Here is a 24,823-nt window from a genome sequence, read left to right as displayed (position 1 = left end):
GTGCCTGCGTACCGACGACGTCGAGCACGCGCGTCAGTAGGGCCGGTCGCCCTCGGGCATCACGTAGTCCGAGATCGGCGCGGAGACACCGTTCACCGTCGTTCCGCCGTTGGTGAGACCCGGGGCCATCGGCAGCATGGTCTGCGGGAATCCGAAGGTCGGCGCGGTGATGTCGTCGAGGCGGGCGAGTTCCTCGGCGGTGAGTTTCACGTCGAGGGCGCGGATGTTTTCCTCGAACTGCGAGAGCCGGCGCGCGCCGATGATGATCGACGTCACGGCCGACTGCACCTGGAGCCACGCCAGCGCCACACTGGCGACCGTGGTCTCGTGCGCTTTGGCGATGATCTCGAGTTCGTCGACGACCTCGTAGGTCTTCTCGTTGAGGGACCCTTCGATCAAAGAGGCGCGGTCGGCCTTGCCCTGGCCGGCGTTGCTACGGGTGTACTTGCCGCTGAGCGCGCCGCCACCGAGCGGTGACCACGGCGTGATCCCGAGGCCGAATTCGGAGGCCATCGGGACCAGTTCCTGTTCGACCGTGCGTTGGAGCAGTGAGTACTCGATCTGTAGCCCGATGAACGACGGCCAGCCGCGGAAACGGGCGGTGAGATTTGCTTCGGCGATCTTCCACGCCGGGGTGTCCGATACGCCGAGGTAGCGCACCTTGCCGGCCCGAACGAGATCGTCGAGTGCGGCCATCGTCTCCTCGATAGGAGTGTTGGCATCCCAGATATGCAGCCAGTACAGGTCGATGTAGTCGGTCTGCAGGCGCCGCAGCGAGTTCTCGCAGGCGTTGATCAATGACTTGCGGCCCGAGCCGCCACCGTTGGGATCGCCCGGATACAGGTTGCCGCTGAACTTGGTGGCGAGCACCAGGCGATCGCGGCGCGCGGGATGGCGCCCGATGTGGTCGCCGATGATCTTCTCGGAATGGCTCTTGGTGTAGAAGTTGGCGGTGTCGATGAAGTTGCCACCGAGATCGACGAATCGGTCGATGATCTGTTCGGACTCCTCCACGCTGGATCCCCAGCCCAGGTCTTCGCCGAATGTCATTGCCCCCAAGCACAGCGGGCTGACGCGAAGACCAGATCGTCCGAGTGTCACGTAGTGATCCAAAGGCACAGCGCGCCCCTCTGATAGATTGTTCATAGGTGTGTTAGTTCAATTATGAACTAATCTAGCTCTGAACAATCTAGGTGGCAATGTCGACGACACGGGACGACGCGGCGAAGATCTGGTCGCTGAACTACCGGGTGCTGCTGTCCGTGATCTCCTCCGTCGAGGCCGACATCACCGCGTTGGGCCTCGACCCCAAAGCGCTGTTCCTACTCGCCGAGATCGGTGAGCATCCCTACCCTGCCGAGTTGGCGACGACATTGAGCATGCCCAAGGCGACGGTGACGGTTTACCTCAAACGACTCGAGGCCGCCGGATTCGTGCGCCGGCAGATCGACCCGGCCGACCTGCGCCGCCACCGCCTCGAGACCACACCGGCCGGGCGTCAAGCGACCAAAGAAGGTCTCTCGCTCCTGTCGGACGCGTTCGGAAAGCGCCTGGAACGCCTTTCCAGATCACAACAGAAAGAGCTCAAGAACCTACTCGAACACATTCTTTGACCACCCACGCCCGACCGGCTCGGTCATCGGGCCCGATTACGTCGCGGTCTGACCGAGGGTGACCTGCACGGTCTTGGACGCACCGGAGGCGTCCACGTACGTGAGCGTCACGTTGTCCCCGGGAGCCTTCGACCGCACCGCGGCGACCAGCGCATCAGCGCTGTCGATCGCGTGGTCGTCGACCTTGGTAACCAGCACGCCCTCCGGCAACCCCGCTGCCGCGGCCGGCCCATCAGCGACCACCGCGGCGACCGCCGCCCCATTGGCATTGATTTCATTACCGAGCTGTACACCCAACGAGGCGTGGGTCGCAGTCCCGGTCGAGACGAGTTCGTCCGCAATGCGCTTGGCCTGATCCGACGGGATCGCGAAGCCCAGGCCGATAGAGCCACTCTGCGCGCCCGCGGAGTCCTGCCCGCCCCCGCCGCCCAGCGACGCGATCGCCGAATTGACACCGACCAGTTCGCCGTTCATGTTCACCAAGGCGCCGCCGGAGTTGCCCGGGTTGATCGCAGCGTCGGTCTGGATCGCACTGATCACCGAATGTTGGCCGGTGCTCGGGTCGCCGGTGGTGACGGGACGGTCGAGCGCGCTGATGATGCCCGTCGTCACCGTGCCCTGCAGGCCGAGCGGCGAACCGATGGCCACGACGTTCTGTCCGACCTTCAGGTCCTTCGAGGATCCCAGCGCGATGGGGGTCAGTCCCGAAACACCTTGTGCGCGAACGACGGCGATGTCATCGTCTGGATCGGTACCGACCACGCTGAACGGCGTGGTGCGGCCGTCCGCGAACGTCACGGTGGCTTGCGCACCCTGACCCGAAGGTCCCTCGGTATCGGGCGAGGACTGATCGTCCAACCCACCCAGTCCACTCGGCGCCTCCTGGGCACCTGCGGAGCCGCTGACGGCGGCGACGACGTGGTTGTTGGTCAGGATCAGCCCATCCGGGCTCAGCACGATGCCGGACCCCTCTTCGCTTCCCTGTCCCATATCGATCTGAAGCTTCACCACGCTGGGCAGCACCTTCGCCGCGACCTGCTCCACCGAACCGGACGGCAGCCCGGCCTTCGGCTGGGTGACATCGGGCTGAGTAGGAGCCGACGACGCCGACGCGGCAATGCCAGGGGCCGCATCGTGATGTTGGCCCGCCAACACCAGCGCACCGGCAGTGCCGGACGTCACGGCTACCGCAGCGGCCCCGAAGATGGCGGCACCGACTCGAGAACGTTTACGCACCTTGGGAATCGGAGCGGTCGGCGCCGAATCGGCCTGACGCATATCGCGGTAGGGATCCTGCGGCGGTCGGGCTGTCTGCGTCGCGTAGCGCCAGTCGTAGGGCTGCTGATACGAATTCCGCATCGGGTAGCCCGAATAATGCTGCGGCACAGGGTGGCTCGAGGCTGATGGATAGTCCGGTTTTCGCCGTGAGGACCGCGGGCGTTTCTTCATAGCGTGTTCTTCCCGTCAAGTTCGGATAGCAAAGTAGTGAGTCAAACTCTGCATTAGCTGGCTGAGACCCGGCTGAGAGGATGATCTGCGCAGTCCAAGACTTTACGTTGCGGCCGAGACGTGTTCGTTACTGCTCGGCGATCGGGACAGGCCCAACGTCCAGTTCTGGCCGACCAGATCGTGACCGAAGCTGTGGTGTGGCTCTTCGTCTGCGAGAACGAAGCCGAAGGCCAGGTAAATCTTGCGTGCCGAGGTCAGTACATCGTTGGTCCACAAGGTGATCCGGCGGTAACCGGCCTTGCGGGCGAAGTCGAGGCACTGCTTGACCAAAAGAGTGCCGATGCCCAGACCTCGAGCATTGGGCCTGACCAACAGGATTCGCAATCTCGCAACGTCAGGTTCGTTTCCCGCAACACAGAAGACGCATCCTGCGCGTTTACCGTCCACTTCGGCGATCCAAGCAGCTTCCCGGGTTTCGTCGCGATCCTCGTGGTACTCGGCGACGATCCTGGCGACCAGAGCCTCAAACGAGGCGTCCCATCCGAACTGTTCCCGATAAACCTCGCCGTGGGCCATCACCACCCAACCGAGATCACCGGCGCGGTCGGCTGTGCGCACCCTCACTCGCGACTGTGCGACGTTCTGCTGGGACATGGGTTGGCTTCCCGTGCTCTCACATTTACTGAAACAAGTGTTTCAGTAGACTACCAAGATGACCGAACAGGCAACAAGCCCGTCCGCTCGGCACACTGAATTGCTGGAAGCCGCCTATCGCTACGCCCTGGAACACGGCATCGCGGACATCTCGCTGCGCCCGCTGGCGGCCGCCATCGGCTCCAGCCCGCGCGTGCTGATCTTCCTCTTCGGCAACAAGGACGGCCTGGTCAGGGCACTGCTGGCGCGTGCCCGCTCGGACGAATTGGCACTGCTGAATCAACTCGGACGGAACGGCGGCCGTGCCCGCATCGGTCTGAGTGCCGCGATGGAACAGGTATGGGAGTGGCTGGCCGACGAAGCGCATCGTCCACTACTGAGACTGTGGACCGAGGCATACGCCCGTTCCCTGGTTGAACCGGGTGGTGTGTGGACCGGTTTCGCCGAATCGACGGTCAACGATTGGCTTACCGTACTGGCCGAATACCAACCACCGAATGAACAACGCAGCAAGGTGGGCATCGCCCGCCGCACACTGGCGCTCGCAATCCTGCGGGGCGCTTTGCTCGACCTACTGGCTACCGGAGATGATCACCGCACCGGCGCCGCCGTCAAACACCAGGTCGTCCTGCTGGATCACTAGATCGCCGACCTAGGGGGACGGCACCAAGGGATCCGATGGCGGTGGCATCGAGGGATCCCCCGGTGGCGGCATTTCCGCAGGCAGTGGCGGACCCGCGACGTCGTTGACCGGCTCCGACACGGGAGCCTCGGCCGGCGGAGCCTGCTCCGGCGGCGGGAGACACGACAGAACGGGCTGTGGCGTCATCGACAAGAGGAAGGGGTCACAGTTGTCGGCAACCGCCTGGGCCGCCAAGCCCAGCGAGCAGCCTGCGATGACGGTACCGGCGGCGAGAATTCTCGCCGCGTTCTTTCCCGAGGTGATGAGTGCCGTGCGCTTTGATCCGGTCATGAATTGGTGCCGCGCTCTCTCTCGTCGGGCCGCTCGAGACATACCTTCCTGCGGCCGGGTTCTCGAAGCGTAATGCTTGACCCATAGGCCCGTCGCGCTTCGGCAATCATCGAGGCCATCGTCGTAGCTGCCAGACCTCGCAATCAAACTGTGGCGCGCGGAAGTAGCCGTCGAAGTGGAAGGTCTACGGGCCGCCCATAAATCGAACACTCTGCGCCGCGGTTCGGTCGCGAGCTGCCGGAGCAGCGATCATTCACAGAAAACGAGCCGATATTGGAACTTTTCGAAACCGATTGTCCTATGAGGACCAAGAAGCGTACAGCGCCGCTACTTTCGATGACGAACCCGATCGTTCCCGTGCGTCGCTACCCAATTGGACGGTCCCATGACTTCACAGATTGCGCCACTGTAGAGAGCCATTCAGTGAACGACCCGTGATCGCTCTGGTCGGACCGAGGTGTTCGGCGTGACGAACAACCGGACAGTCTTGCATTCACATCACCGTTGGCGTGGGCTAAGGCACCTACAGCCTGGCGCCCCTATACATCTAGCCGCAGAAAATGGATCTCGCGCGTCCGAATTCGCGGAACGGCGCCGCCGCCGCCGCCTTAAGACGCAGTAATCGCTGCGGCCCATAGGCCACGCTCTGGATCATGGCCCGCACCCACATGGGCAGCCACCACGCCAGACTGATTGCCCGGATGACAGTAGGCGCCGCTGGATCCACCACCAACGTCGTGATGACTCGTAGCTGATCGAGCCAGTCGCGCTTGGTGGCGGCATTGCGCGCAGTCTCCGTATCGGCGGTGTGGCCACGCACAGAGTATTCGCGCGGCAGGAAGCAAACCGTTGATCTGACCATCAGTCGCAGCCACAAGTCGAGATCGAGCAGTTGATAGATGTCTTCTCGAAACCGGCCAGCGTCGATGGCCAACTGCCGCCGGAACATCACGCACGTCGGTTCGCCGACCCAATTGTCGGGGACACCCAGAAGCGCAACCTGCGTGGCGATTCGCCGTCCATCATTGCGCCGACGCAGCTTCCAGAACTTTCTGTAGTGCGCGCCGTACTTCCTTAGCCACTCAGCGTCCTCGGTAACGACCTTCCTTGGCGCCCACGCCATTCCACCACCGCATGCATCCAGCTCGTGCGACAACGCGTATAAAGCCCCAGGAAGCAACCAGTCGTCCGCGTGGACGAACTGAACATACCTGCCGCGGGCCATGTCGATACAGCGGTTGTGATTGCCGACCAATCCGAGGCGATGGGCATTGCGTAAGAAGCGATCTCCTGGCCTCAGCGCACCGGAGACGAGTACCGCCGTGTCGTCAGAAGAGTCGTCGTCGACTACGACGATCTCGAAGTCCACTCCCTCCTGCTTCAGGATGCTGTTTAGGCACCGAACGATGGTTTCGGCGCTGTTGTACGTCGGAATGCAAACCGACACGGTTGGTAGACCGGATACCTCTGCTTCGTCAGACATGGCGCGACAGCCTCGCGGTCCGAATGTCGATCTTCACTGTGCCCTTGTCAATCGTCCGTGATGGCGCCGCCCGAGTGGCATCCACCTTGGGTGCATATCAGGCGACATTCGCTCTACCGTCGCGCGCGCAACGACCAGCAAATGACTGCGTCGCCCGTGGAAGTTGAGTCTATCCCGAGCGACGACGCGAATTGTCGATGAGTGCCGACAATTCACTCCACGTGCCCATGACCACGCTCAGCACATCTCCTCGACACCAGAAGAGCCTGCAAACTAAGCAGGGCGGACGTATGCGAGCAAACGCGTCGGCCATTGCGGTCGAGTGCTTCATTCGCAAGCCTGCGTCACTACTGCCGGCCACGACTGTCGATCATCGAAACGGTCGACTACTGTCCGCTGTGGACAGGCGTCGAGCGGGCTTTACAACACACCTACTCGAGCCAATGGAACACAAATGGAGTGACGTCATGCCGGTTCTCGACCTTCACGATCGCGGTGGATTCCTTGTGCTCGATGAAGAGGAATGCCGCCGGAAAGGCGCGGCCCTCAAGTCTCGGTACACGGCCGCGAAGCCCTTCCCTCACGTGGTGCTCGACGACTTCATCGAACAAGCGGTGCTTCGCAAGGTCCTCGATGAGTTCCCAGGTTCAGATGACAAGTCCTACTACAACCGTTCTCAGGAGCGCTTGAAGTATCAGTACGGCCCGAAGGACTGGACCGGCGCCACTACGCACAATTTGTTCGCCCTGTTCAACAGCGCGGCGTTCGTGGCGTTCCTGGAGGCGATGACCGGTTTCAAGGGTCTGATCCCCGATCCCGGCTACGCGGGCGGCGGTCTACACGAGACCAAGCGCGGCGGGCACCTGAGCGTCCACGCCGACTTCAACCTCCATCAGCAACTCGGACTGATCAGACAGCTGAACTTGCTGGTGTACCTCAACGACGATTGGTCACCGGAGTACGGCGGCACGCTCGAACTGTGGAACCATGGGATGACGGCGCGTGAGGTCTCGGTTCTTCCGGAACTTGGGCGCGCTGTGGTCTTCACCACCGCGCTGGACAGTTACCACGGACACCCGGACCCCCTCAACTGCCCGCCTGACCGGTCCCGGCGATCGATGGCGCTCTACTACTACACCGCCCCAGAAGAAGGGTTGGCGGATGTTCCGTTGCGTACGACGCAGTTTCAGGTGCGTCCGAATTCGACGGACAAAGTCGACCGCAAGGTCAGAATTCAGCACGCCATCGGCGATTGGGTGCCGCTGGCCATTCGCCGCCACCTTCCCAAACCGAAGATCGATTAGGTAGACGCCTACCGCTTCTGGCGAGATATCTGCTAGGCCGCAGGCGCTCTCGTCGCCGGCATCAGCGCGCGAGCGCGTTCAATCTCAACGCCATCGTCATCGCCGCAACTGTCCTCACCGTGTCTATGGGCTGCCCGCCGCCCGCTGAATAACCGACACACCGTCACCAGCAATCAGCGAGGCCACCGTCGTTCATTGATAGATCTCGTCTGCGGCTACTGGCGCAACCCCGAGTTCGGCCGCGACCGCATCGATGGCCTGCCGCGCGACGTCGAGGTCCACGTCGCCGTCGGCGGTGAAGTATGGAGCGATGTAACGCTCGTAGTGTTGTTGCGCTTCATCCCGCGTCAGCCGGTTGAGGAACGCGGCGACGTAGTCGACGGCCAGGGCAGGCTGCTCGGCGATTGTCCGCAGGGCCCGCCGGTTGGCCCGCACCAGGGCCTGCAGCGCGGGGCTGTCCAGCGGGATGCGGGTCGGGTCCACCGCGACGCCCACGGTGGGGATCTGGAAGTGGTCGCCGACCCAGGCCAGCAGATGAAACCCTTCTTCCTCGGCGACCTGTTCGGGTGACAGCGTGCTGCCTACGTAGGCGGCGTCGATGGAGCCGTCCCGAAGCCGTCGCAGGTCCATCTGGTAATCACCGGGAAGCCGCGCCACGCATTCCAGGTCGCGGTCGGGATCAAGGCCGTGCTTGCGCAGGACGATCCGGGCGAAACACCCGGGCGCGGTGTGGGCGCCGTGAACGGCGAGGCGGCGCCCGCGAAGATCCGCCATCGACCCGACATCGGCGCTGCCGAGAAACCAGAACAGCGGACGATGGGTGTTGACGCTGAGCATTGTCCAGCCGATGCCGTCGGTCAGCCTCGACAACAGGGCCCGGCCCAGGCCGATCGTGGCACCGCGGCGCACGCGCTCGGTTTCCCAGCCGACTCCGTCGCGGATGGCAACGTGGACGCCTTCATCCTCGTAATAGCCCTCCTGATCGGCAACATAGGCGACCAGCTCCTCGTGGTAGCCATGTCCGACGTAGGTCAGATCGATAGTCGGCACGGCCGAACTCCTTCCCGAAATTGTGCGCCGCTGTTTCGTCAGTCCATCGCAAGGCCGCCGTTGACCGGCAGGTAGTGGCCGGTGGTGAAGCCGGACTCCTCACCGGCCAGGAAGGCCACCGTCCGGGCCACCTCGGCGGGTCGCACCAGGCGCCCCATGGGGTTGGATGTGCCCAGATGGCGCAGCTGCTCGGTGGTCAACTGCTCGGTCACCTTGGTTTCATCGACCGTGGCCGGCGCGACCAGGTTCGCGGTGATCCCGTGCGGCGCCAGTTCCAGTGCGATGTAGCGGACGAACTGATCGAGTGCCGCCTTGGCGACGCCCAGATTGATCATCCCGTCGCGCGGACGGCGGGACAACCCCGTGCTGAGGTACACCAGCCGACCGTAACTTCGGGAAATCATGTTTGGCACAACGGCTTTGGTAATCAGGAAGGCGGCATGCAGCTCGCGATCCAGCTTGCCGCCAAGCTGCTCCCAGCTCAGATCGGCGAACGAGGTGACATCGAAAGGGATCAAGGCGTTGTGCACCAGCACGTCGACCCCGCCCCATTGTTCGTTCGTTTGGTCCACCATCGCGGCCACATCGTCGGCCTCGGTGACATCTGCCCGAATCGCCATGGCCTCACCGCCGGCCGCGGTCGCCGCGCGGACCACCTCGTCCGCCTGCTCGGCACTGGAGCGGTAGTTGACCACCACCCGAAACCCCTGCTCGGCGAGGACCAGAGCGGTCGCCGCACCGATCCCCCGACTCGCTCCGGTGATCAGAGCAACACGACCCATCGTCATCATCCCTCTCACGTGCCGTTCCCATCCTGCGTCGTCGTCTTCACTGAACGACCCGCTCGGCTCGATTCCCAGTGTTCTGCCAGATAACAACCTGCGTCAAACAGATGTTTCAGCGGAAATTCCTGAATTAAAGTTGGTTTATGCGGATGACTCTGCGTCAGATGGAGTACTTCGTCGCCGTTGCCGACCGAGGCTCGATCGCCGCGGCCGCCGCTGACCTTCCGATCTCGGAGTCGGCGGTGTCGGTGGCCATCTCCGAGCTGGAGAACATCGTGGGGGTGCGGTTGCTGCATCGCGTACGGGCGCGGGGCGTCACGCTCACCGCCGCGGGTGCCGCGCTGCTGCCGGAACTACGGTCGCTGGTCGCACGGGCGCGAGAACTCGAGCGCAATGCCGCCGACATCGGCGGCGCAGTGGCGGGCGAGCTGAAGGTTGCGTTGGACCCCGTGCTCACACCGGTGCTCCTTCCACAGCTCATGTCGGGATTCCTGAGCTGTTACCCGGCAGTGGATTTCAGCTTCCTGGAGGGCACGCCCAGCGAAGTCCAGGCCTGGCTCGTTCAAGGTCGATGCGATGTTTCTCTGATGTACGACCTCGATGTGCGCGACGGCCTCAGTTCACATCGCCTCTTCACAGTCAGCCCGAAAGTCCTTGTAGCGGAGGATTTCGTCGGCCCAGGCGAGCACAGCATCACGTTGGCCGGCCTCGCCGACGAGCCCATGATTCTCATCGATATCTCGCCCGGAGAAGCCTTCTATCGCGCCATCTTGTCGGCAGCCGGGGTGTCGCCACGGGTCGTGCACAAGACCTCGAGCGTAGAAGGCGTTCGCGCCCTCGTCGCGCGTGGATTCGGATGGTCGATGTTGCTGCAACAGTCCCGCACCAACCTCAGCTACGAGGGACTGCCATACCGCGAACTCGACATCGCCGACGACGTTCCTGCCGTAGCACTGCTGGCCGTGACGCTGCATGGGCGTCTCGCCCGCCGGACCGCCGCCTTTCGCGACTACTGCACGAAACAGTTCGCCGCTGCCAATTAGGTCCCGGCCACCAGTTTGACAGGACATTCGTAATGTTCAGCCGGGAATATGGGGTGCCTGAATGCTGTTCGTCAATCTCGGGTCGGTCGTCCCGCCTCGGGCAGCGCTGCCCTCGGTGAGGGGCGTAGATTCATCGATCGCAAGCCGGAACCAGGGTGCGTTGGATCTCCGGGCAGACAACGGGAAGGGCGGATCAGCCGGCGGTGAGTTCGACGTCAACAGCCGCGGTGGGTTTTCGCTCGGAGCGCGGACCTGTCCTGATCTCGGTCATGCTGAGTACCGGTTTGGTCGCCATCGATTCGACGGTGCTCGCGACCGCAATCCCTTCCATCGTCGGCGAGCTGGGCGGTTTCCACCAATTCCCCTGGTTGTTCTCCGCCTACCTGCTGGGACAGGCCGTTACCACTCCGATCTACGCGAAACTCTCCGACATCTTCGGCCGCAAACCGATCCTGCTGCTGGGGATCGCGCTGTTCCTGGTGGGGTCGATCCTGTGCGCCGCGGCGTGGAACATGCTGGCGTTGATCGTGTTTCGGGCAGTGCAGGGCCTCGGGGCGGGCGCGGTCCAACCCACGGCGATCACGATCGTCGGGGATATCTACACGTTGTCCGAACGCGCCCGTGTGCAGGGCTACCTGGCCAGTGTGTGGGCAATTTCCTCGGTCGTGGGGCCGATGCTGGGCGGTGTCTTCTCGCAGCTCGGGATCTGGCGCGGCGTGTTCCTCATCAACATCCCGCTGTGTCTGCTTGCGGCGTGGATGTTCACCCGGCACTTCCACGAGACGATCACACCCCGGCATCGGACGGTCGATTCTCTGGGCGCACTGCTTCTGGCGGGCGCGATGACGTCGCTGGTGCTTGGTGTCCTCGGCGGCGGACAGACCTGGGCATGGACCTCTGCGCCGAGCATCAGCGCGTTCACGGTGGGCGCGGTGCTGCTGGCGTTGTTCGTCATCGTGGAGCGCCGGGCCCCCGAGCCGATACTGCCCCTGTGGGTGTTCTCCCGCCGGCTGCTCTGTGCGACCACCATCGTCGCGTTCGGCGTCGGCGCCCTTCTGATGGGGCTGACGTCCTACGTGCCCACCTATCTCGAAGGCTCGCTGGGCATCCGTCCGATCGTCGCGGGACTGGCCCTGGCCGCGTTGACGCTCGGCTGGCCGGCCGCGGCGAGCATGGCGGGAAGGCTGTATCTGCGGTGGGGATTCAAGAAGACCGCCGTGGTGGGCGTCACGCTGGTGATCGCCGGGGCGTCGGTGCTGGTGGCGATGGCACATCGGCCGAACGTCGCCGTCGTCGCGGTGGTGTGCTTCGTGATCGGCGCAGGCATGGGGTTCCTGGCCGTTCCGACCCTGATCGGGGCGCAGTCCAGCGTCGACTGGAACGAACGCGGTGTCGTGACCGGCAACAACATGTTCGCCCGTTCACTGGGCAGCGCCGTCGGCGTCGCGGTGTTCGGCGCGATCGCCAACTCGATATTCGGCCCCGGTGATGTGCATTCGATCGGACCGGCCGCCATCCAGGCGGGTTCGGCCGCAGTGTTCACGGGCGTGCTCGTCGTCGCGGTGGCAACCGCCGTCGCGGTGCTTGCCATGCCACGCACCCCGCCGTCGCACCACGGCACACCCGCGGCGGAGTCATCTTGATGCCGCAACGCGTCAGTTGACGCGTCCGTCGAACCACTCGATCGGTACTTCCGGCTGGGCGCGAAAACAGCCTTCGAAATGTCCGTTCTCCACGCCGACGGCCTGCATGAACGAATGAGCCACCGCCGGCCCGACGAGCCGAAATCCGGCCTTCCGGAGGGTCTTCGCCAACTCGCGCGACTCCGGGCTGTGCACTCTGCCATCGGTCCGCTTTCGTAACCGATGCCGACGGGGCCGATGCCGCCACACCAGTTCGTCCAGCGACACCGACTGCATGACTTGTGCGTTGTGAACCGTGGCTTCGATCTTGGCGCGGTTGCGGACGATGGTGCGGTCGAGCATCAGTGCCTCGATTTCCCGACGGGTGAATGCCGCGACTTCGGCTGGTTCGAATCCGTGAAAGGCCCACCTCAACGCTTCACGCTTGCCGAACACGACGGCGAAGGAAAGGCCGTTCTCGAAGTACGTCATGGCGAGCGCCTCGAGAAGACCCCTCTCCTCATGCACCGGCGTCCCCCACTGCCGATCGTGATAGTCGACGAGATCTGGCTGCGTTTCCGTGGCCCATCGGCATCGCACGGTGCCGTCGCCGTGCGGCACCACCATCGGATCGTTCGCCGGTACGCCGATGCCCGACATCGCCCTCATCGCTCCATCATCGCGGCTGCGCTCCCCGGAATAGATCGGACCACGGTCCGCTTGTACGAATTGAGTGCCGAGTACGCGAGATCGAGGGGCGACAATGGCGATCAACGAGGCTGGCGAGGCGGCCAAAACCGTGGTCCGTCGCAACACCGAGGAAGTCCAGGGCGGTGGCAACTTCGACCTGTTCGACGAGTTGTTCGCCGACGACTTCGTCGACCACACTCCGCAGCCAGGGGCCGGTGCCGACAAGGCGGGTGTCCGCGAGCTCTATGCCGGGTTACGAAAAGCGTTTCCAGACTTCCGGGCGCAGATCCACTGGCAGTCGGTTGACGGTGACCTCGTCACGACATACAAGGTCTACTACGGCACGCATCGTGGCACTTTCCTCGGCGTGGCACCCACTGGACGGGCGGTCCACTTCGAAACTGTCGATTCGATGCGGGTGCGTGATGGCCAGATTACCGACCACTGGGGCGTCGGCAACCTCTACTCACTGCTGCAGCAGTTGGGCGCTCTGCCGACAAGTCCTTAACCTCACTCGCCGAAACGGCCAGGGCCGCTGAGTCGTTGGGTTAGCGACCCTGGCTTCTATCCCGGCGTCAGGCGGCAGCGTCCGCCGCAGGCTTCGCGTCGGTGCCGGCGGCAGGCTTCGCCGCAGCGTCCGCGCCGTGCCTCGTGACCCTGTCCTTCTTTCCGCCGCTGACGGGCCCGGTGGTGCCGGTGTCCGCGGCGTCCGTGGCGGATCCGTCGGTCGCCTTGTCGACGGTCTGATCGACCCGCTTCGGTGTCTTCACGACCGTGGTGGCGTGGATCGGCTTCTTGGGTAGGCGGGTCGGGGCAGTTCCAGCCTGCCCAACGTCGGTCGACGGCGATGCATCGGATGCGGCGGGGGTTTCCGGCGTGTTCTGCGGTTCGGCCTCGGCGGGATTTTCCTCAATACCGCCCACAGTGGTCGTCGGTTCCTGACCGTTCTGTACCGGAGCAACGGGGTCGGGTGTAACGGCCGTCGAACCCTCGACAAGGCTGAGCATCGGACCGTCTGCGGATTCGGCTACGTCGTCGACTCCGGAGTTGGATATCGGATCCTCGCTCGCGGCAACGGTATCGAGCGTGAGGACATTCGATGTCCGGGCAAGGCTGAAGGCGTCGGCGGCTTTCCGGGTGCTGAGGACGGCGTCATCCGCAAAGGGACTGGGCGGCGGCGGGGTGGCCAGCGCGGTGGCGATCCCCAGCTGCGCGGCCTCGATCCCGTCGACGATCAACCTGAAACCTTCGCCGAGTGAGACGACGAAATTCCTCGTGCCATTGACGGCGGCATCGATGATGTTGCCCAGATTGAGGGTGAGGACGGCGGCGACGAGGTCCTGTGTGCCCTGGATCAGCGAGGTCGTGACCCCATTCCCGGCCGCCAGAAATCCGTTGGCGATGTCGATGAAGGCCTGGGGCCGTGCGGCCTCCAGTGCCAACGATTCCGCGTAGTACTTCTGGTTGCGCCAGATCAGCGATTCCAGCAACGGCTGTCCCACGGCCACCACCGAATCGCGAACCCCTTGAGCGATGGTGTTGAAGGCGCCCACGAGGTCCAGCGCCAGCACTTGCTGGGCGATCTGCACAGTGACTCCGGGTAACGCCAAGAACGAATTGACCAGTCCGGCACCCGACTTCGCGAGCCCACCCAGGTAGACCGCCCAGTTCTCGACCCAGTTGGCGAATTGTTGCCGCAAGATCGGCAACGTCAGAATGTAGGGGATCTCGAGGGCCGTGAGGTGCACCTCCGGCGCGAAGGTAACCGTTGGGGCGTGCGTCTCCACCGTCCGTGGCGTGGGGGAGATCGGTGATATCGCTATCGTGCTCGCGCTGACGAGCGCAAGTCCCGTGGTAAGCCACGGGCGCAGCGAAATTTCCATGTGCCACCCCAACCCTGAGAATCCGAATCCGACGAAGCTGTCCGGACAGTAGCCCGACGTAGCTCGGCGCGGGCTGGCTCGGCGAAAATTGTCGGAGGCGACAGCGATGTCGGATACAGGGGCATGCTTCCGTTGGGAGCAGGTTCGCTAGCTCCCGGGCGCGACAGCGCCCGTCGGCCGGCTGATATCCGTGTCGGATGGCACCGGGCAAACCAGCCCGGGATCGACGTTCTGCGCCTCGTACAGCCTCTTGTACAGACCGCCTCCGGCCATCAGCGAGTGATGGTCACCCACCTGTGTGATCATTCCGTTCTCGAGTACCAGGATTCGATCCGCAACGGCGGCGATGAAGTCCATGTCGTGACTGATGACCAGGCAGGTGCGATCGCGGGCATAGTCGCGGATCTGCCGGTCAGCCGCGCCCGCTGGTCGGCGTCGAGGTTCTCCGTCGGTTCGTCGAGCAGCAGAACCTCGGGTTTGCGTAACAGGCAGCGTGCCAACGCGATCAGTCGCTTCTGGCCGCCCGAAGGCACCTGTACGTCCATGACGGTGTCATAGCCGTCATGCAGCTTCGAGGGATCCGTGATGATCGAGTGGACGTGCGCGTGCTCGCACGCCTGCTCGATCTCGGCATCGGCGGCCTCCGGCCGGGCCAGCCGGATGTTCTCGCGGATCGTTTCCTTGGTGAAAAACGGGAACTGAGCGAGCTTGGACACCTGCTCACGCAGTGAGGCCATCGTGACTGACGTGATGTCGTGGCCGTCGAGGAGAATTCGGCCCCCCTGCGGCTCCAAAAACCGCAGCACGAGGTTGAACACCGTCGACTTGCCGGACCCGATGCCGCCCACGAGGGCCACCGTCTCGCCCTCTCTGATCGACAGCGACAGAACGTCGAGGATCTTCTGGTCCGGCGTGTAGCCGAAGGCCACGTCTTCGAACACCAGGTTGCCGTGCACGGTGCCGAGCGGGACCGCGTCCGCGCGGTCCTGAATCGTCGGCCGGGTGTCGAGCAACTCGTACGTCGATGCCGCGTTGGGCGCCACCGATTGGTACATCGTGTAGGCACCCATCACACGCTGCGCCGCGCCGAACATCGTCGGGACCATGCCGGCGAAGACCATCAGGCCGGCGAACGTGAGACCAAAGCTCGTGCTGAACCCGATGCCGACCAGCAGCACGACGACGGTACTGAGCGCGACGAACACCTGACACCCGTTCGCCGTGGCCTGCATCCAGACCACGATCGATGCCGAACTCCTCGCCGCGTTCTCCGATACCTCGTGAAATCGCTTGCTGCGTACGGGTTGGGCATTGAACATTTGGATCTCGGCGATGCCGTTCGCCGTCTGCTCGAGCTCATTCGCCATCGCACGGTCGGCGTTCATCACTCGTTGCGTGGCCGCCTGGACGTGGCGGCCCGCGAACCTCAACGTGATCAAGGCCAACGGTGTGAGGACGAGCGCCGCGACGGTCATCTGGATATGGCCAGCAGGTAGGCGATCGCCCCGGCCAGCACGACGGCATCGATGAGTGGCGGCAACAGACAATCGGTCAGAATCCGCTGTACCCGGGCGGATTCGATCGTCACACGAGGGATCAGCGCACCGCTGCTCGAGCCGGCGAAGAAGTCGAGCGACAGCGTCTGGATGTGATCGTGGAGTCGTTGGCGGATGTTCGTGAGGAGCACCCGGTCGACCTTCGATCCGACCCAGGCGTTGACGAAGTACATCATCTGAGCAAGCAGGAGAGAGGCTGCCCACGTCCCCAGAAGCACGGCGAACGGCACCGGTCCGGCCAGCGAACGAAGCAGACCGTCATCACGGGCAACCAGCGGCCCGCGTAATTCCCATACCCCGCTCAGGTTTCCGCTCATTCCTGCGTCGGCGACGACCTGCATCATGGGCCCGAACGCCGCGGCCGAGATGTAGGGCAACGCCGACGCAACCATCCCGAGGGAGACCAGAACGACCATGAGACCGCGCACCGGTCGAAGCATGCCCAAGCTGCGCCGCACCAGATGGGCAGACGGCGTCTCGCGTGGCGTCTTCGAGTCGGCCAATTGAGTCCCCTTCTTTCGGGCGTTGGCCGTGCCTTGATCACTGCCTACCGTGAACCGCTAAGGTTAAGGGCCTCGCTCCGAGCGTGCGGCTAATTGGCAACTGCCGCCGTGTCGATACGCCTGTTCACCTCACGGCGAGTTCCAGTATTACCGTTGGGTGCATGAGTGGTGCTGATGGCTTTCATCCTGACTTCGTCGATGCTGCCGGGCCGACGACACGCAATCGTGTGCGCCGTGTGAAGGCGTCCGAGCTCGACGCGAATACGGCGCAATCCGACGGCATGCAACGCTTCGCGGCGCTCAGTGGACGTACGGTGGGCACCGAAAAACTGTGGATGGGTGAGACCGTCGCGGCACCGGGCACCGTCTCCGCCAACCACCATCACGGAGAGTCGGAGACCGCGATCTACGTCCGAAGTGGCCACCCCGAGTTCGTGTTCTTCGACGGTCAGCGCGAGGTCCGGATCGCCACCGAACCCGGTGATTACATCTTCGTCCCGCCCCACCTGCCGCACCGGGAGGAGAACCCCGATCCGAGCGCAGCCGCGGAACTGGTGATCGCCCGAAGCACTCAAGAAGCGATCGTCGTCGATCTGCCCGCGCTGTACGCGCTGTGAGTCTGCCGATCAATGATCTACCGACGACTCGCCTCGCCCGACTCCGCGGCTGCGGGCCGTTGTTGACGTCAGAACGCAAACGCGTCGCAGTACGCGCGGGCGATGCGCTCTCGCCTGTTCAAAGGCGTGTTACGCCGGAGCCGGGATACGCAGGCCCAGCAATCGAGAGCTCAGTGACTTTCCATGGCTGTCCAGTGCCAGCGATGTTGTCACGCCGCCGTCGAGTGCGTGGGTGCACACGAATTGCAGACCACTGATCGACGGGACTTCGTAGCGCGTCACCTCACCGCTGATGTGATCAGCCAGATAATCCTTGACGCGTTCGGCCGTCAGATGAGTGGCAAGCCATCCGTAGTGCCGATCGTCGAGCGGAAACACCGACAGAATGGCGGTGTCGCCTTTGTCCCCCGCGCGGGCGTGGGCAATCTCGCGTAGATGCACGGTGCTCACGATGACTCCAAGATCTCGGTCTGAGGTGTGATGTCGTCTCGATCGATGAAGGTCGACAGGATGCCGATGACGTCGGTGACAGTAGTTCGTACACCGCCGCCACCAGCGGGTCCATTCAAGTAGAGTGCCTCGACTTCCCGTGTGATGTGCTGGGCGTGGTCGGAGCTAGCCGTCTTTGCGGCCACCCGCAATCGACATTCGCCGTGCGACATCGAGTTCGGGGCGTCGAGGGTTCCGATGAGATCAATGCGCGGATCGATTCCGCTGCGTCGAATGCGCTCTGCCACGATCACTCCGGCCAGCCGAGCACGATCGACGCAGCCGAGGCCGGCGTAGGAAATCTCCGCTTCGCCACGGAAGCCGGCGCGGTACCCGACGCTGACCTTCAGCTCGTCTGGGCGGCGTCGTCCCGCAGCCCCGCTGACGTGGACACGGTCAGGCCCCACTTCGCCGAGCGACACACCGTATACGTCGAGGATGACGTCAGGTGTCTTGTACGCGCCCGGATCACCGAGTTCATAGAGCAGCTGTTCCCGTACGGTTCGCCGGTCGATCAATCCCCCTGTTCCGTCCAGCTTTCCGATGATCATCGTGCCGTCGCGCGCTATGTCGGCAAAAGGCAGACCGACCGCCTCCAGCCTGGGCACGGACTTGTATCCCGGGTCCGCGAAGTATCCGCCGCTGACCTGTGTGCCGCATTCGAGCAGATGACCAGCCAGCGTTGCGGCGGCCATCATCGATTCGTCGGCAGGATCCCAGCCGAACCGATCTATGAGTGGCGCGACGAATAACGATGGGTCAGCCACCCGGCCCGTGATCACAACGTCCGCGTCTGCTCTGAGCCCAGGCAACAAGCTGTCGGCACCCAGATATGCATTGGCTGAGACGATTTGACCATGCGACGACAACGGCTTGCCGTCCTCGAGCGCCGGCGCCTCCTGGTCGATGAGCGCGAGCACGTCGTCCCCGGTAACGACCGCCACCCGGCAGGCCAGGCCGTTGTCCTCCGCTACCTGAACCGCCAGCCGGCCGGCGGCAAGGGGGTTGGCCGCCCCAAGGTTGCTCAAGATCCGCACGCCGCGCGGTATCGCCTCGGGTAGTAGGGCGCGGAATCGCTCTTCGGCATAGAGGTCGTAACCCTGCGAGGGGTCGACGCGTCGGCGAGAGTGCGCAAGCGCAATCGTGCGCTCGGCCAGGCATTCGAGTACTAGGTCGTCCAGTGCGCCACCGCGGACGAGATCCACGGCCGAATCAATCCGGTCACCGGCGAATCCTGCGCCGGAACCGATGCGGACCGTGTTGATCGCTGACGTCATCCTCGCGTCTCACAGACTCAGGGCGCCGGTGACCAACGCGACCCCGGTCATGACAAGTGTTGTAGCCAATGCCCACAAGAAGATGTGGCGCTGATGCTTGCCCAACTCCACCTGTGCCATCCCGACGAGGATGAAGGTCGACGCCGTCAGGGGACTGAGGGGGAAGCCTGTCGTCATCTGCCCGAGGATCGCTGCTCGACCGACCTCGGCGGGATCGCCGCCGAAGGACGCCGTAGTTTCGGCCAGGACAGGCCACCGAAGTAGAAGGCGTCTGGGGTGAATACGAGACTCAGCGGCATCGCGAGTACCGCGGTAATGACCGGCAGCAGGCCCGCCGCACTGTCGGGGACCACGCCGACAAGCGCTTCGGCCATCGCCTTGATCATGCCGGTCCCGGATAGGATACCGGTGAGCACGCCGGCGGCGAATATCATCGAGACCACCAGAACTACGTTGCCGCCGTGTCTTTCGAAGAGTTCCCGCTGCTGCTCCCAGTTCGGGATGTTGACCGCCACCGCCAAGGCGAATGCGACGACGAACGCCACTTCGAGAGGAAGCAGTTGGAACAGCAACACGATGACGAGGGTGACGGTGAGCGCGATATTGAAGACCTGCCTGGCGCGGAACGCCACCCGCCGCCGTGTCGACAGGTCGTCTTGATGCACGGTTCCAGGTCCCCCCGCCGACTTGACGCCCGGTAAGTCGTCGATTGCTGACTCGCTGACTTCGCAGACGCCGATCTTCGACCGTTCCCGACGGCCAATGAGATAGGCAGCCAACAGAACCCACGCGATGCCGGCGCCCATGGCCGGCAGGACTGGGATGAACAGATCGGCGCTGGACATGTTCAGCGAAGCCATCGCGCGAACCGTCGGGCCGCCCCACGGGATCATGTTCATCACACCGGCAGCCAGAGCCACCACACCGGTGAGTACCAATGGCCGCATTCCGATGCGCTTGTAGATCGGCAAGAACGCCGACACGGTAATCAGGAAGGTGGACGCGCCGTCACCGTCGAGTGCGACCAACAGAGTCACGACGGCCGTGCCCACGGTGATCTTCATCGGATCGCCACCTGCCCACGCGACTATTCGCTTGATCACCGGATCGAGTAGCCCGAGATCAACCATCAAGCTGAAGTACAGAACAGCGAACGCGATCATCACGGCGACAGGAGCAACCTTGAGTACGCCGTCGCCGATAAAGTCACCAAGTTGCGCGCCGTAGCCCCCGATGAGGGCAAAGACGATGGGGACGAGAACCAGACACACCAGCACCGACGCCCGCGTCCAGAGCGTCAATGCGAGGAAAGCCCCCACGGTGAGAAATCCGAGTGTCGCGGTCATCGCTGCTCTCCGTAACGTCGATCACATTGCATTGCGAGTATGGGACAGCTGACCTACTCGCGTCCAACATAGATAGCGCATAGATTGATGAGCCATGCGCATAGATGTGACCTTGAGCCAGCTAGAAGCGGTGGTAGCAGTTGCACAGGAACTCAGCTTCAGCAAGGCGGCCAGATTGCAGATGGTCTCCCAGTCGTCCTTGAGCAGAATCGTCGCGCAGGTCGAGCGGATATGCAGTGTCCGCTTGTTCGAACGCACCACCCGTCAACTCAATTTGACCAGCGACGGTGAGCAATTCATTCGGATGGCACGCAACATCCTTCGCGCCTATCAACAGGAAAGCAGCGATTTCGAGGCATACCTGTCCGGCACAAAAGGCATCCTGCGACTCGCCGCCCTGCCTTCGCTGGCCGCGTTGCTGTTGCCGCCGATGATCACCCGCTTCAGAGCTCGCTACCCAGAGATCATGGTGGAGGTCGAAGACGTGCTCGCTGATCAGATCACCGACTACGTACGCACCGGTGCAGTCGATTTGGCGGTTACCGCTGAACCACCGGAGTCCCTTCGTGCCGCGATGGCGGCAGCCGGCATCCGATTCGACGCCATCGCCGTCGACCATTTCCATTGCGTGCTGCCCGACGGCCATCGTCTGTTGGACCGGCCTTCCATCGAGTGGACCCACCTTGGCGGTGAAGCATTCATCGCGTTCGACGAATCAAGTTCAGTCAGACGGATCGTCGACGAGGTACTGATGAGCCGCGGTGTGATGCCTGCACGCCTGATCAGCGCCCGAAACGTGGCTTCGGTTGCCGGGTTGTGCGCCGCCGGCCTCGGTGTCTCCGCGGCGCCGGGATTCGTTCTTCCGCTTATGGCGGTACCCGGAGTCACCACTCGCCCGATCGGCAGTGTCCCCGTGGAGCGACGGATCGGAGCACTGCGCGACACCCGACGGCGTCCCTCCCCGGCCACGCGGCAATTTCTGGACATCATCGATGGTGCGCCGGCCGATATCGACCTGCCCCCCGGCGCCTACTGGAAACGCGACCAGTAACGTCGCGGCGTCTCTGCGGCGCGTGTACGAGCGGTCCCGCGCAAGCCGCAGCACAGACGCCTGACCTGCTGAAATGTGGTGGAGCTAAGGGGAATCGAACCCCTGACCTACTCGATGCGAACGAGTCGCGCTACCAACTGCGCCATAGCCCCTGATACCGGTAGCAGGCTACCAGCCGGCGTCGGGCCGCCGAAATCGATATCGCCGCTGAACCTACTGACCCGCTGCGTGCGGCAGGTCGTAGTGACGGGCGAAGGGCGCGTAGTCCAGGTGCTCGAAGATCGGATCCTCGTCGTCGATCTCCAGCACCACCGATCCGGGCCTGCGCAGCCGTGACGGCACCACGTCGAATTCCGGGTCGTCGGTGTTCTCCACGCCCAGCCGCGAACGTGCCAGCCGCTGCGCCCGCCGTCTGCGCATCCGCTCCTCGATCCGGGTCTGACGGCGCAGGTAGACCAGGTACAGCAGGGTCACCGCACCGAGGGAACCGACCACCCACCAGGTTCCCGGCAGAACGGTGTACGCCGCCGCGACCGAACCCGCCAGGACCAGTGTCATCGCCATCAGCATTCGCTTGCGGAACTTGTACTTGCGGGCGGCGACGGCCGCCGACGTCTTCGACTCGTAACGACGCCGGCGTGATTCGCTCATCGAATCGGCCACGTGGAGGTCGGCTTCCGACGGCGCCTCCAGGCCCGACGAGTCCGCGACGTACTCGTACTCATCGTCGGCGGGTTCGAGTTGCGGTTCGGCTTCGGTGTCTGTTTCGTATTCGGCTTCTGCCTCATCGTCGGCTTCGGCAACCCGCGTCTTGTCCGCGCCGACTTCGCCGGAGCCGTCGAAATCGAGTGGCAGTTCCTCGGTTTGAAGCTGGGCAGTCTCCTCCGCCAGCGCGGCCGAGACGCCGACGGGCAGCGCACCGGAATCCTCGTCGACGACATCGACATCGAGATAGTCGGATTCGGCCACCACGTCGCTCGCGTCCGTGGCAGCCAACACGACCGATCGCCCGGTGGATTTCTCACGAGCGTCGTCATCGAGATCGTCGACTGTGTCGTCCCCGTCGTCCCCGTCCCCGCTGTCCCTGTCGTCCGTGTCGTTCATGGACGGCCGCCAGTCCGGATCGCTACGGTGGCCGGTCGCCGGACCCCGACGCCGGAGCAGTCGCGCTCCCGTGCCGCTGTTGAGCACCCGCGTCGCCAACGCCACGTCGCTGGTGCGGCGCACGGCGTCTCGCTTGCTGATCAACATCGGGACGAGCACGAAGAGCCAGAGCACAACAAGAGATATCCACAAGAGGGACTGGGGGATGCTTGGCATTCGCCGGCTCCTTTCCCCATCAGGCTAGGTCCGTGACCAGCGCATCCGAGGGCGGCGCGCCGTGTCAATTACACACCTGTAATTCAGGTCTGACAAGCACCACCAGTCACAAATGTCACATTGGTAACAGCTTTGCTTGTTCAAGATCGCCCATTCAGGCCCAGCTGGCGTACCCCTCGCGCACCAGCGACGACGTCGCCGAGCCGTTGAGCTCCTCGTTGGTGATGGCGACCAGCAGATGATCGCGCCACGCGCCGTCGACCTCCAGATAGCGCCGCAGCAGTCCTTCTTCGCGAAATCCGACCTTTGCCAACACTGCGCGACTCGCGGCGTTCTCCGGACGAACGGTCGCCTCGACGCGATGCAGCATCACCGGTCCGAAGCAGTGGTCGAGCCCGAGCGCGAGCGCGGCCGTCGCCACGCCGCCCCCGGTGGCCGTACTGGAGACCCAGTAGCCGATCCACGCCGAACGCAGTGCGCCGTGCGTGACGTTGCCGATGGTGAGCTGTCCGGCGAACTGGTTGTCGACCTCGATCACGTACGGCAGCATCCGGCCCTTACGCGCCTCCGACCGAAGCCCCGAACACACCGACGGCCAGGACGAAACCGAGTGTCTGGCTTCCCATCGCACGCCCGTCACCGGTTCCCACGGCTCCAGAAGGTGACGGTCTGCCAGCCGCAGCCGACTCCACTGGCCGGCATCGCGTAGCCGCACCGGCCGCAGCCGCACCAACCCGCCTCGCACCCGCAGCGGGCCGACCGGCAACGGCCATCCGGGGTGCAGGGAGCTGGTACGCCACATGTTCATCGCGCCACGCCGGTGAGCGGCTCAGCCGCGCTGGGCCAAGAAGGCGACGTCGACGATCTCGCCCGTGCGGACCTGTTCGGCCTCGCTGGGCACGATCACCAGACAGTTTGCCTCGGCCAGCGTGGCCAGCAGGTGCGACGACGCGCCGGGCGCGCCTCCGAGGGCCTGCACCAGGTATTCGCCTGTGTCCTGGTCGCGCATCAACTGCCCCCGCAGGTAGCCCTTGCGCCCGGTGACCGAGGAGATCGGTGACAGGGTGCGGGCCTGCACGACGCGGCGCATCGGCGTCCGCTTGCCCAGTGACAGCCGGATCAGCGGCCGGACCATCACCTCGAACACCACCAGCGCACTGACGGGGTTGGCCGGCAGAAGGAACACCGGCACGCCCTCGGATCCGAGCTGACCGAAGCCCTGCACGGAGCCGGGATGCATGGCGATGCGGGTGACCTCCATCTCGCCCAGATCGCCCAGCACCGTCCGGACGGATTCGGCGGCCGCGCCGCCCACCGCCCCGGCGATCACAAGGACCTCGGCCCGATTGATCTGTCCCTCAACGACTTCGCGGAGCTCCTTGGGCTCGGTGTCGATGATGCCGACGCGGTTCACCTCGGCACCGGCGTCGCGGCCCGCGGCGGCCAACGCATAGGAGTTGACGTCATACACCTGCCCGTTGCCGGGGGTCCGCGACACGTCGACGAGTTCGCCGCCGACGCACATCACCGACAACCGCGGTCGCGGGTGCACCAGGACGCGGTCGCGTCCGACCGCGGCGAGCAGGCCCACCTGCGCCGGGCCGATGATCGTTCCGGCCCGTACCGCGACGTCGCCCGGTTGCACGTCGTCGCCGGTGCGGCGCACGTAGGCGCCGGAGCGCACGCCTCGTAGCACCGTCACCCGGGACTCGCCGCCGTCGGTCCACCTCAGTGGCAGCACCGCGTCAGCCAGCGTCGGCATCGGGGCCCCGGTCTGAACGCGCGCGGCCTGCTTCGGCTGCAGCCTGCTCGGGGTGCGCGCGCCCGCTTCGATCGTTCCCATCACCGGCAGGCTGAGGTCACGCTCCGCGCCGTCTCCGATATCCCCGCCATCACCGTCGCCGTCGCTGCCGACACCGAGGACATCCACACTGCGGACGGCGTATCCGTCGATGGCGGCTTGGTCGAAACCGGGCAGCGGGCGCTCGGTGACAACTTCCTCGGCGCACATCAATCCCTGCGCTTCGGCGATGGCTACCCGGACAGGCCGGGGCGCCACCGCTGCGGCGGCTACCCGAGCCTGCTGTTCCTCGACCGAACGCACAGCACCCCTAT

Annotated in this window: 27 protein-coding genes and 1 tRNA gene; 8 read left to right on the top strand and 20 right to left on the bottom strand. The window is 64.2% G+C overall.

Annotation, left to right across the window (positions count from 1 at the left end; all coding sequences use genetic code 11):
* Window positions 1-33 precede the first annotated feature (33 nt).
* Window positions 34-1,146, bottom strand: a complete 1,113-nt coding sequence (locus ACVWWN_RS12735; protein WP_457144221.1) for an aldo/keto reductase — start codon at window positions 1,144-1,146, stop codon at window positions 34-36.
* A 53-nt stretch (window positions 1,147-1,199) separates the two neighbouring features.
* On the opposite strand from ACVWWN_RS12735, the gene ACVWWN_RS12730 reads away from it, so the two are divergent.
* Complete coding sequence (locus ACVWWN_RS12730) at window positions 1,200-1,613, top strand: MarR family winged helix-turn-helix transcriptional regulator (RefSeq protein ID WP_457144220.1); 414 nt, start codon at window positions 1,200-1,202, stop codon at window positions 1,611-1,613.
* Between the two features lie 36 nt (window positions 1,614-1,649).
* Here ACVWWN_RS12730 and ACVWWN_RS12725 read toward each other — a convergent pair whose 3' ends face one another.
* Both ACVWWN_RS12725 and ACVWWN_RS12720 read right to left on the bottom strand, forming a co-directional pair.
* Window positions 1,650-3,062 (bottom strand): S1C family serine protease, encoded by a 1,413-nt coding sequence (locus tag ACVWWN_RS12725; protein ID WP_457144219.1) that lies wholly within the window; start codon window positions 3,060-3,062, stop codon window positions 1,650-1,652.
* A gap of 102 nt (window positions 3,063-3,164) precedes the next feature.
* Window positions 3,165-3,716: a GNAT family N-acetyltransferase gene (locus ACVWWN_RS12720; protein ID WP_457144218.1), complete on the bottom strand. Its 552-nt coding sequence runs from the start codon at window positions 3,714-3,716 to the stop codon at window positions 3,165-3,167.
* Window positions 3,717-3,774: 58 nt separating this feature from the next.
* Here ACVWWN_RS12720 and ACVWWN_RS12715 point away from each other — a divergent pair, with 58 nt between their 5' ends.
* Complete coding sequence (locus ACVWWN_RS12715) at window positions 3,775-4,359, top strand: TetR/AcrR family transcriptional regulator (RefSeq protein WP_457144217.1); 585 nt, start codon at window positions 3,775-3,777, stop codon at window positions 4,357-4,359.
* Between the two features lie 9 nt (window positions 4,360-4,368).
* On the opposite strand, the gene ACVWWN_RS12710 is transcribed toward ACVWWN_RS12715, so the two are convergent.
* Complete coding sequence (locus tag ACVWWN_RS12710; RefSeq protein ID WP_457144216.1) at window positions 4,369-4,689, bottom strand: hypothetical protein; 321 nt, start codon at window positions 4,687-4,689, stop codon at window positions 4,369-4,371.
* A gap of 547 nt (window positions 4,690-5,236) precedes the next feature.
* Window positions 5,237-6,172: a glycosyltransferase family 2 protein gene (locus tag ACVWWN_RS12705; protein WP_457144215.1), complete on the bottom strand. Its 936-nt coding sequence runs from the start codon at window positions 6,170-6,172 to the stop codon at window positions 5,237-5,239.
* Window positions 6,173-6,639: 467 nt separating this feature from the next.
* Here ACVWWN_RS12705 and ACVWWN_RS12700 point away from each other — a divergent pair, with 467 nt between their 5' ends.
* On the top strand, window positions 6,640-7,476 hold the full coding sequence (locus ACVWWN_RS12700; protein ID WP_457144214.1) for a 2OG-Fe(II) oxygenase: 837 nt from the start codon (window positions 6,640-6,642) through the stop codon (window positions 7,474-7,476).
* Between the two features lie 192 nt (window positions 7,477-7,668).
* Here the strand turns inward: ACVWWN_RS12700 and ACVWWN_RS12695 are convergent, their stop codons facing one another.
* A complete protein-coding gene (locus tag ACVWWN_RS12695; RefSeq protein WP_457144213.1) occupies window positions 7,669-8,526 on the bottom strand; it encodes an ABC transporter substrate-binding protein in 858 nt (285 codons plus the stop codon).
* A 38-nt stretch (window positions 8,527-8,564) separates the two neighbouring features.
* Window positions 8,565-9,308 carry an SDR family NAD(P)-dependent oxidoreductase gene (locus tag ACVWWN_RS12690; RefSeq protein WP_457144212.1) on the bottom strand — a complete coding sequence of 248 codons (744 nt, stop codon included), beginning with the start codon at window positions 9,306-9,308 and terminating at the stop codon, window positions 8,565-8,567.
* A 146-nt stretch (window positions 9,309-9,454) separates the two neighbouring features.
* Between ACVWWN_RS12690 and ACVWWN_RS12685 the strand changes: the two genes are divergently transcribed.
* On the top strand, window positions 9,455-10,354 hold the full coding sequence (locus ACVWWN_RS12685; RefSeq protein WP_457144211.1) for a LysR family transcriptional regulator: 900 nt from the start codon (window positions 9,455-9,457) through the stop codon (window positions 10,352-10,354).
* Window positions 10,355-10,623: 269 nt separating this feature from the next.
* The gene (locus ACVWWN_RS12680) at window positions 10,624-11,997 is read left to right on the top strand and encodes an MFS transporter (protein WP_457144210.1); all 1,374 of its coding nucleotides are present in this window, start codon (window positions 10,624-10,626) and stop codon (window positions 11,995-11,997) included.
* A 12-nt stretch (window positions 11,998-12,009) separates the two neighbouring features.
* On the opposite strand, the gene ACVWWN_RS12675 is transcribed toward ACVWWN_RS12680, so the two are convergent.
* On the bottom strand, window positions 12,010-12,645 hold the full coding sequence (locus tag ACVWWN_RS12675) for a DNA-3-methyladenine glycosylase I (RefSeq protein ID WP_457144209.1): 636 nt from the start codon (window positions 12,643-12,645) through the stop codon (window positions 12,010-12,012).
* Between the two features lie 94 nt (window positions 12,646-12,739).
* Between ACVWWN_RS12675 and ACVWWN_RS12670 the strand changes: the two genes are divergently transcribed.
* On the top strand, window positions 12,740-13,174 hold the full coding sequence (locus ACVWWN_RS12670; RefSeq protein WP_457144208.1) for an ester cyclase: 435 nt from the start codon (window positions 12,740-12,742) through the stop codon (window positions 13,172-13,174).
* Between the two features lie 67 nt (window positions 13,175-13,241).
* Here ACVWWN_RS12670 and ACVWWN_RS12665 read toward each other — a convergent pair whose 3' ends face one another.
* From ACVWWN_RS12665 to ACVWWN_RS12650, 4 genes are all read right to left on the bottom strand, one after another.
* Complete coding sequence (locus tag ACVWWN_RS12665) at window positions 13,242-14,549, bottom strand: hypothetical protein (RefSeq protein ID WP_457144207.1); 1,308 nt, start codon at window positions 14,547-14,549, stop codon at window positions 13,242-13,244.
* Window positions 14,550-14,696: 147 nt separating this feature from the next.
* On the bottom strand, window positions 14,697-14,843 hold the full coding sequence (locus tag ACVWWN_RS12660; protein ID WP_457144206.1) for a hypothetical protein: 147 nt from the start codon (window positions 14,841-14,843) through the stop codon (window positions 14,697-14,699).
* Window positions 14,844-14,851: 8 nt separating this feature from the next.
* Window positions 14,852-16,024 (bottom strand): ABC transporter ATP-binding protein, encoded by a 1,173-nt coding sequence (locus tag ACVWWN_RS12655; RefSeq protein WP_457144205.1) that lies wholly within the window; start codon window positions 16,022-16,024, stop codon window positions 14,852-14,854.
* Window positions 16,021-16,608: a hypothetical protein gene (locus ACVWWN_RS12650; RefSeq protein ID WP_457144204.1), complete on the bottom strand. Its 588-nt coding sequence runs from the start codon at window positions 16,606-16,608 to the stop codon at window positions 16,021-16,023. The genes ACVWWN_RS12655 and ACVWWN_RS12650 overlap by 4 nt, the downstream gene beginning before the upstream one ends.
* A gap of 161 nt (window positions 16,609-16,769) precedes the next feature.
* On the opposite strand from ACVWWN_RS12650, the gene ACVWWN_RS12645 reads away from it, so the two are divergent.
* Window positions 16,770-17,225 (top strand): cupin domain-containing protein, encoded by a 456-nt coding sequence (locus tag ACVWWN_RS12645; RefSeq protein ID WP_457144203.1) that lies wholly within the window; start codon window positions 16,770-16,772, stop codon window positions 17,223-17,225.
* A 129-nt stretch (window positions 17,226-17,354) separates the two neighbouring features.
* On the opposite strand, the gene ACVWWN_RS12640 is transcribed toward ACVWWN_RS12645, so the two are convergent.
* From ACVWWN_RS12640 to ACVWWN_RS12625, 4 genes are read right to left on the bottom strand one after another with little or no spacing between them, the layout of a single operon-like run.
* Complete coding sequence (locus ACVWWN_RS12640; RefSeq protein WP_457144202.1) at window positions 17,355-17,675, bottom strand: AtuA-related protein; 321 nt, start codon at window positions 17,673-17,675, stop codon at window positions 17,355-17,357.
* Window positions 17,672-18,991 (bottom strand): acyclic terpene utilization AtuA family protein, encoded by a 1,320-nt coding sequence (locus tag ACVWWN_RS12635; protein WP_457144201.1) that lies wholly within the window; start codon window positions 18,989-18,991, stop codon window positions 17,672-17,674. The genes ACVWWN_RS12640 and ACVWWN_RS12635 overlap by 4 nt, the downstream gene beginning before the upstream one ends.
* A 9-nt stretch (window positions 18,992-19,000) precedes the next feature.
* Window positions 19,001-19,168, bottom strand: coding sequence for a hypothetical protein (locus ACVWWN_RS12630; RefSeq protein ID WP_457144200.1), 168 nt, complete (start codon window positions 19,166-19,168; stop codon window positions 19,001-19,003).
* Complete coding sequence (locus ACVWWN_RS12625) at window positions 19,165-20,337, bottom strand: CitMHS family transporter (protein ID WP_457144199.1); 1,173 nt, start codon at window positions 20,335-20,337, stop codon at window positions 19,165-19,167. The genes ACVWWN_RS12630 and ACVWWN_RS12625 overlap by 4 nt, the downstream gene beginning before the upstream one ends.
* A 94-nt stretch (window positions 20,338-20,431) precedes the next feature.
* On the opposite strand from ACVWWN_RS12625, the gene ACVWWN_RS12620 reads away from it, so the two are divergent.
* On the top strand, window positions 20,432-21,388 hold the full coding sequence (locus ACVWWN_RS12620; protein WP_457144198.1) for a LysR family transcriptional regulator: 957 nt from the start codon (window positions 20,432-20,434) through the stop codon (window positions 21,386-21,388).
* A gap of 76 nt (window positions 21,389-21,464) precedes the next feature.
* On the opposite strand, the gene ACVWWN_RS12615 is transcribed toward ACVWWN_RS12620, so the two are convergent.
* The 4 genes from ACVWWN_RS12615 to glp all read right to left on the bottom strand — a co-directional run bounded on the left by ACVWWN_RS12615 (window position 21,465) and on the right by glp (window position 24,812).
* A tRNA-Ala gene (locus ACVWWN_RS12615) sits at window positions 21,465-21,540 on the bottom strand.
* 61 nt (window positions 21,541-21,601) lie between these two features.
* A complete protein-coding gene (gene sepX / locus ACVWWN_RS12610; protein WP_457144197.1) occupies window positions 21,602-22,708 on the bottom strand; it encodes a divisome protein SepX/GlpR in 1,107 nt (368 codons plus the stop codon).
* 154 nt (window positions 22,709-22,862) lie between these two features.
* Entirely contained in the window at window positions 22,863-23,516 is a 654-nt protein-coding gene (locus tag ACVWWN_RS12605; protein WP_457144196.1) for a GNAT family N-acetyltransferase, read from the bottom strand.
* Between the two features lie 21 nt (window positions 23,517-23,537).
* Entirely contained in the window at window positions 23,538-24,812 is a 1,275-nt protein-coding gene (glp, locus tag ACVWWN_RS12600; protein ID WP_457144195.1) for a molybdotransferase-like divisome protein Glp, read from the bottom strand.
* Between the last annotated feature and the right edge of the window lie 11 nt (window positions 24,813-24,823).

Source organism: Mycobacterium sp. URHB0021 (assembly GCF_054057895.1).
The sequence above is the reverse complement of the archived record's forward strand: the minus strand, read 5'-3'. Positions and strand labels throughout refer to the sequence as shown.

Coding starts and splice junctions, on each gene's coding strand:
- ACVWWN_RS12685 (WP_457144211.1), top strand. CDS start 9,455: ATGCGGATGACTCTGCGTCAGATGGAGTACTTCGTCGCCGTTGCCGAC.
- sepX (WP_457144197.1), bottom strand. CDS start 22,708: ATGCCAAGCATCCCCCAGTCCCTCTTGTGGATATCTCTTGTTGTGCTC.
- ACVWWN_RS12715 (WP_457144217.1), top strand. CDS start 3,775: ATGACCGAACAGGCAACAAGCCCGTCCGCTCGGCACACTGAATTGCTG.
- ACVWWN_RS12720 (WP_457144218.1), bottom strand. CDS start 3,716: ATGTCCCAGCAGAACGTCGCACAGTCGCGAGTGAGGGTGCGCACAGCC.
- ACVWWN_RS12670 (WP_457144208.1), top strand. CDS start 12,740: ATGGCGATCAACGAGGCTGGCGAGGCGGCCAAAACCGTGGTCCGTCGC.
- ACVWWN_RS12635 (WP_457144201.1), bottom strand. CDS start 18,991: ATGACGTCAGCGATCAACACGGTCCGCATCGGTTCCGGCGCAGGATTC.
- ACVWWN_RS12725 (WP_457144219.1), bottom strand. CDS start 3,062: ATGAAGAAACGCCCGCGGTCCTCACGGCGAAAACCGGACTATCCATCA.
- ACVWWN_RS12655 (WP_457144205.1), bottom strand. CDS start 16,024: ATGACCGTCGCGGCGCTCGTCCTCACACCGTTGGCCTTGATCACGTTG.
- ACVWWN_RS12625 (WP_457144199.1), bottom strand. CDS start 20,337: ATGACCGCGACACTCGGATTTCTCACCGTGGGGGCTTTCCTCGCATTG.
- ACVWWN_RS12645 (WP_457144203.1), top strand. CDS start 16,770: ATGAGTGGTGCTGATGGCTTTCATCCTGACTTCGTCGATGCTGCCGGG.
- ACVWWN_RS12665 (WP_457144207.1), bottom strand. CDS start 14,549: ATGGAAATTTCGCTGCGCCCGTGGCTTACCACGGGACTTGCGCTCGTC.
- ACVWWN_RS12735 (WP_457144221.1), bottom strand. CDS start 1,146: ATGAACAATCTATCAGAGGGGCGCGCTGTGCCTTTGGATCACTACGTG.
- ACVWWN_RS12605 (WP_457144196.1), bottom strand. CDS start 23,516: ATGAACATGTGGCGTACCAGCTCCCTGCACCCCGGATGGCCGTTGCCG.
- ACVWWN_RS12630 (WP_457144200.1), bottom strand. CDS start 19,168: ATGACGACAGGCTTCCCCCTCAGTCCCCTGACGGCGTCGACCTTCATC.
- ACVWWN_RS12705 (WP_457144215.1), bottom strand. CDS start 6,172: ATGTCTGACGAAGCAGAGGTATCCGGTCTACCAACCGTGTCGGTTTGC.
- ACVWWN_RS12690 (WP_457144212.1), bottom strand. CDS start 9,308: ATGGGTCGTGTTGCTCTGATCACCGGAGCGAGTCGGGGGATCGGTGCG.
- ACVWWN_RS12700 (WP_457144214.1), top strand. CDS start 6,640: ATGCCGGTTCTCGACCTTCACGATCGCGGTGGATTCCTTGTGCTCGAT.
- ACVWWN_RS12680 (WP_457144210.1), top strand. CDS start 10,624: ATGCTGAGTACCGGTTTGGTCGCCATCGATTCGACGGTGCTCGCGACC.
- ACVWWN_RS12620 (WP_457144198.1), top strand. CDS start 20,432: ATGCGCATAGATGTGACCTTGAGCCAGCTAGAAGCGGTGGTAGCAGTT.
- ACVWWN_RS12710 (WP_457144216.1), bottom strand. CDS start 4,689: ATGACCGGATCAAAGCGCACGGCACTCATCACCTCGGGAAAGAACGCG.
- ACVWWN_RS12730 (WP_457144220.1), top strand. CDS start 1,200: ATGTCGACGACACGGGACGACGCGGCGAAGATCTGGTCGCTGAACTAC.
- ACVWWN_RS12675 (WP_457144209.1), bottom strand. CDS start 12,645: ATGAGGGCGATGTCGGGCATCGGCGTACCGGCGAACGATCCGATGGTG.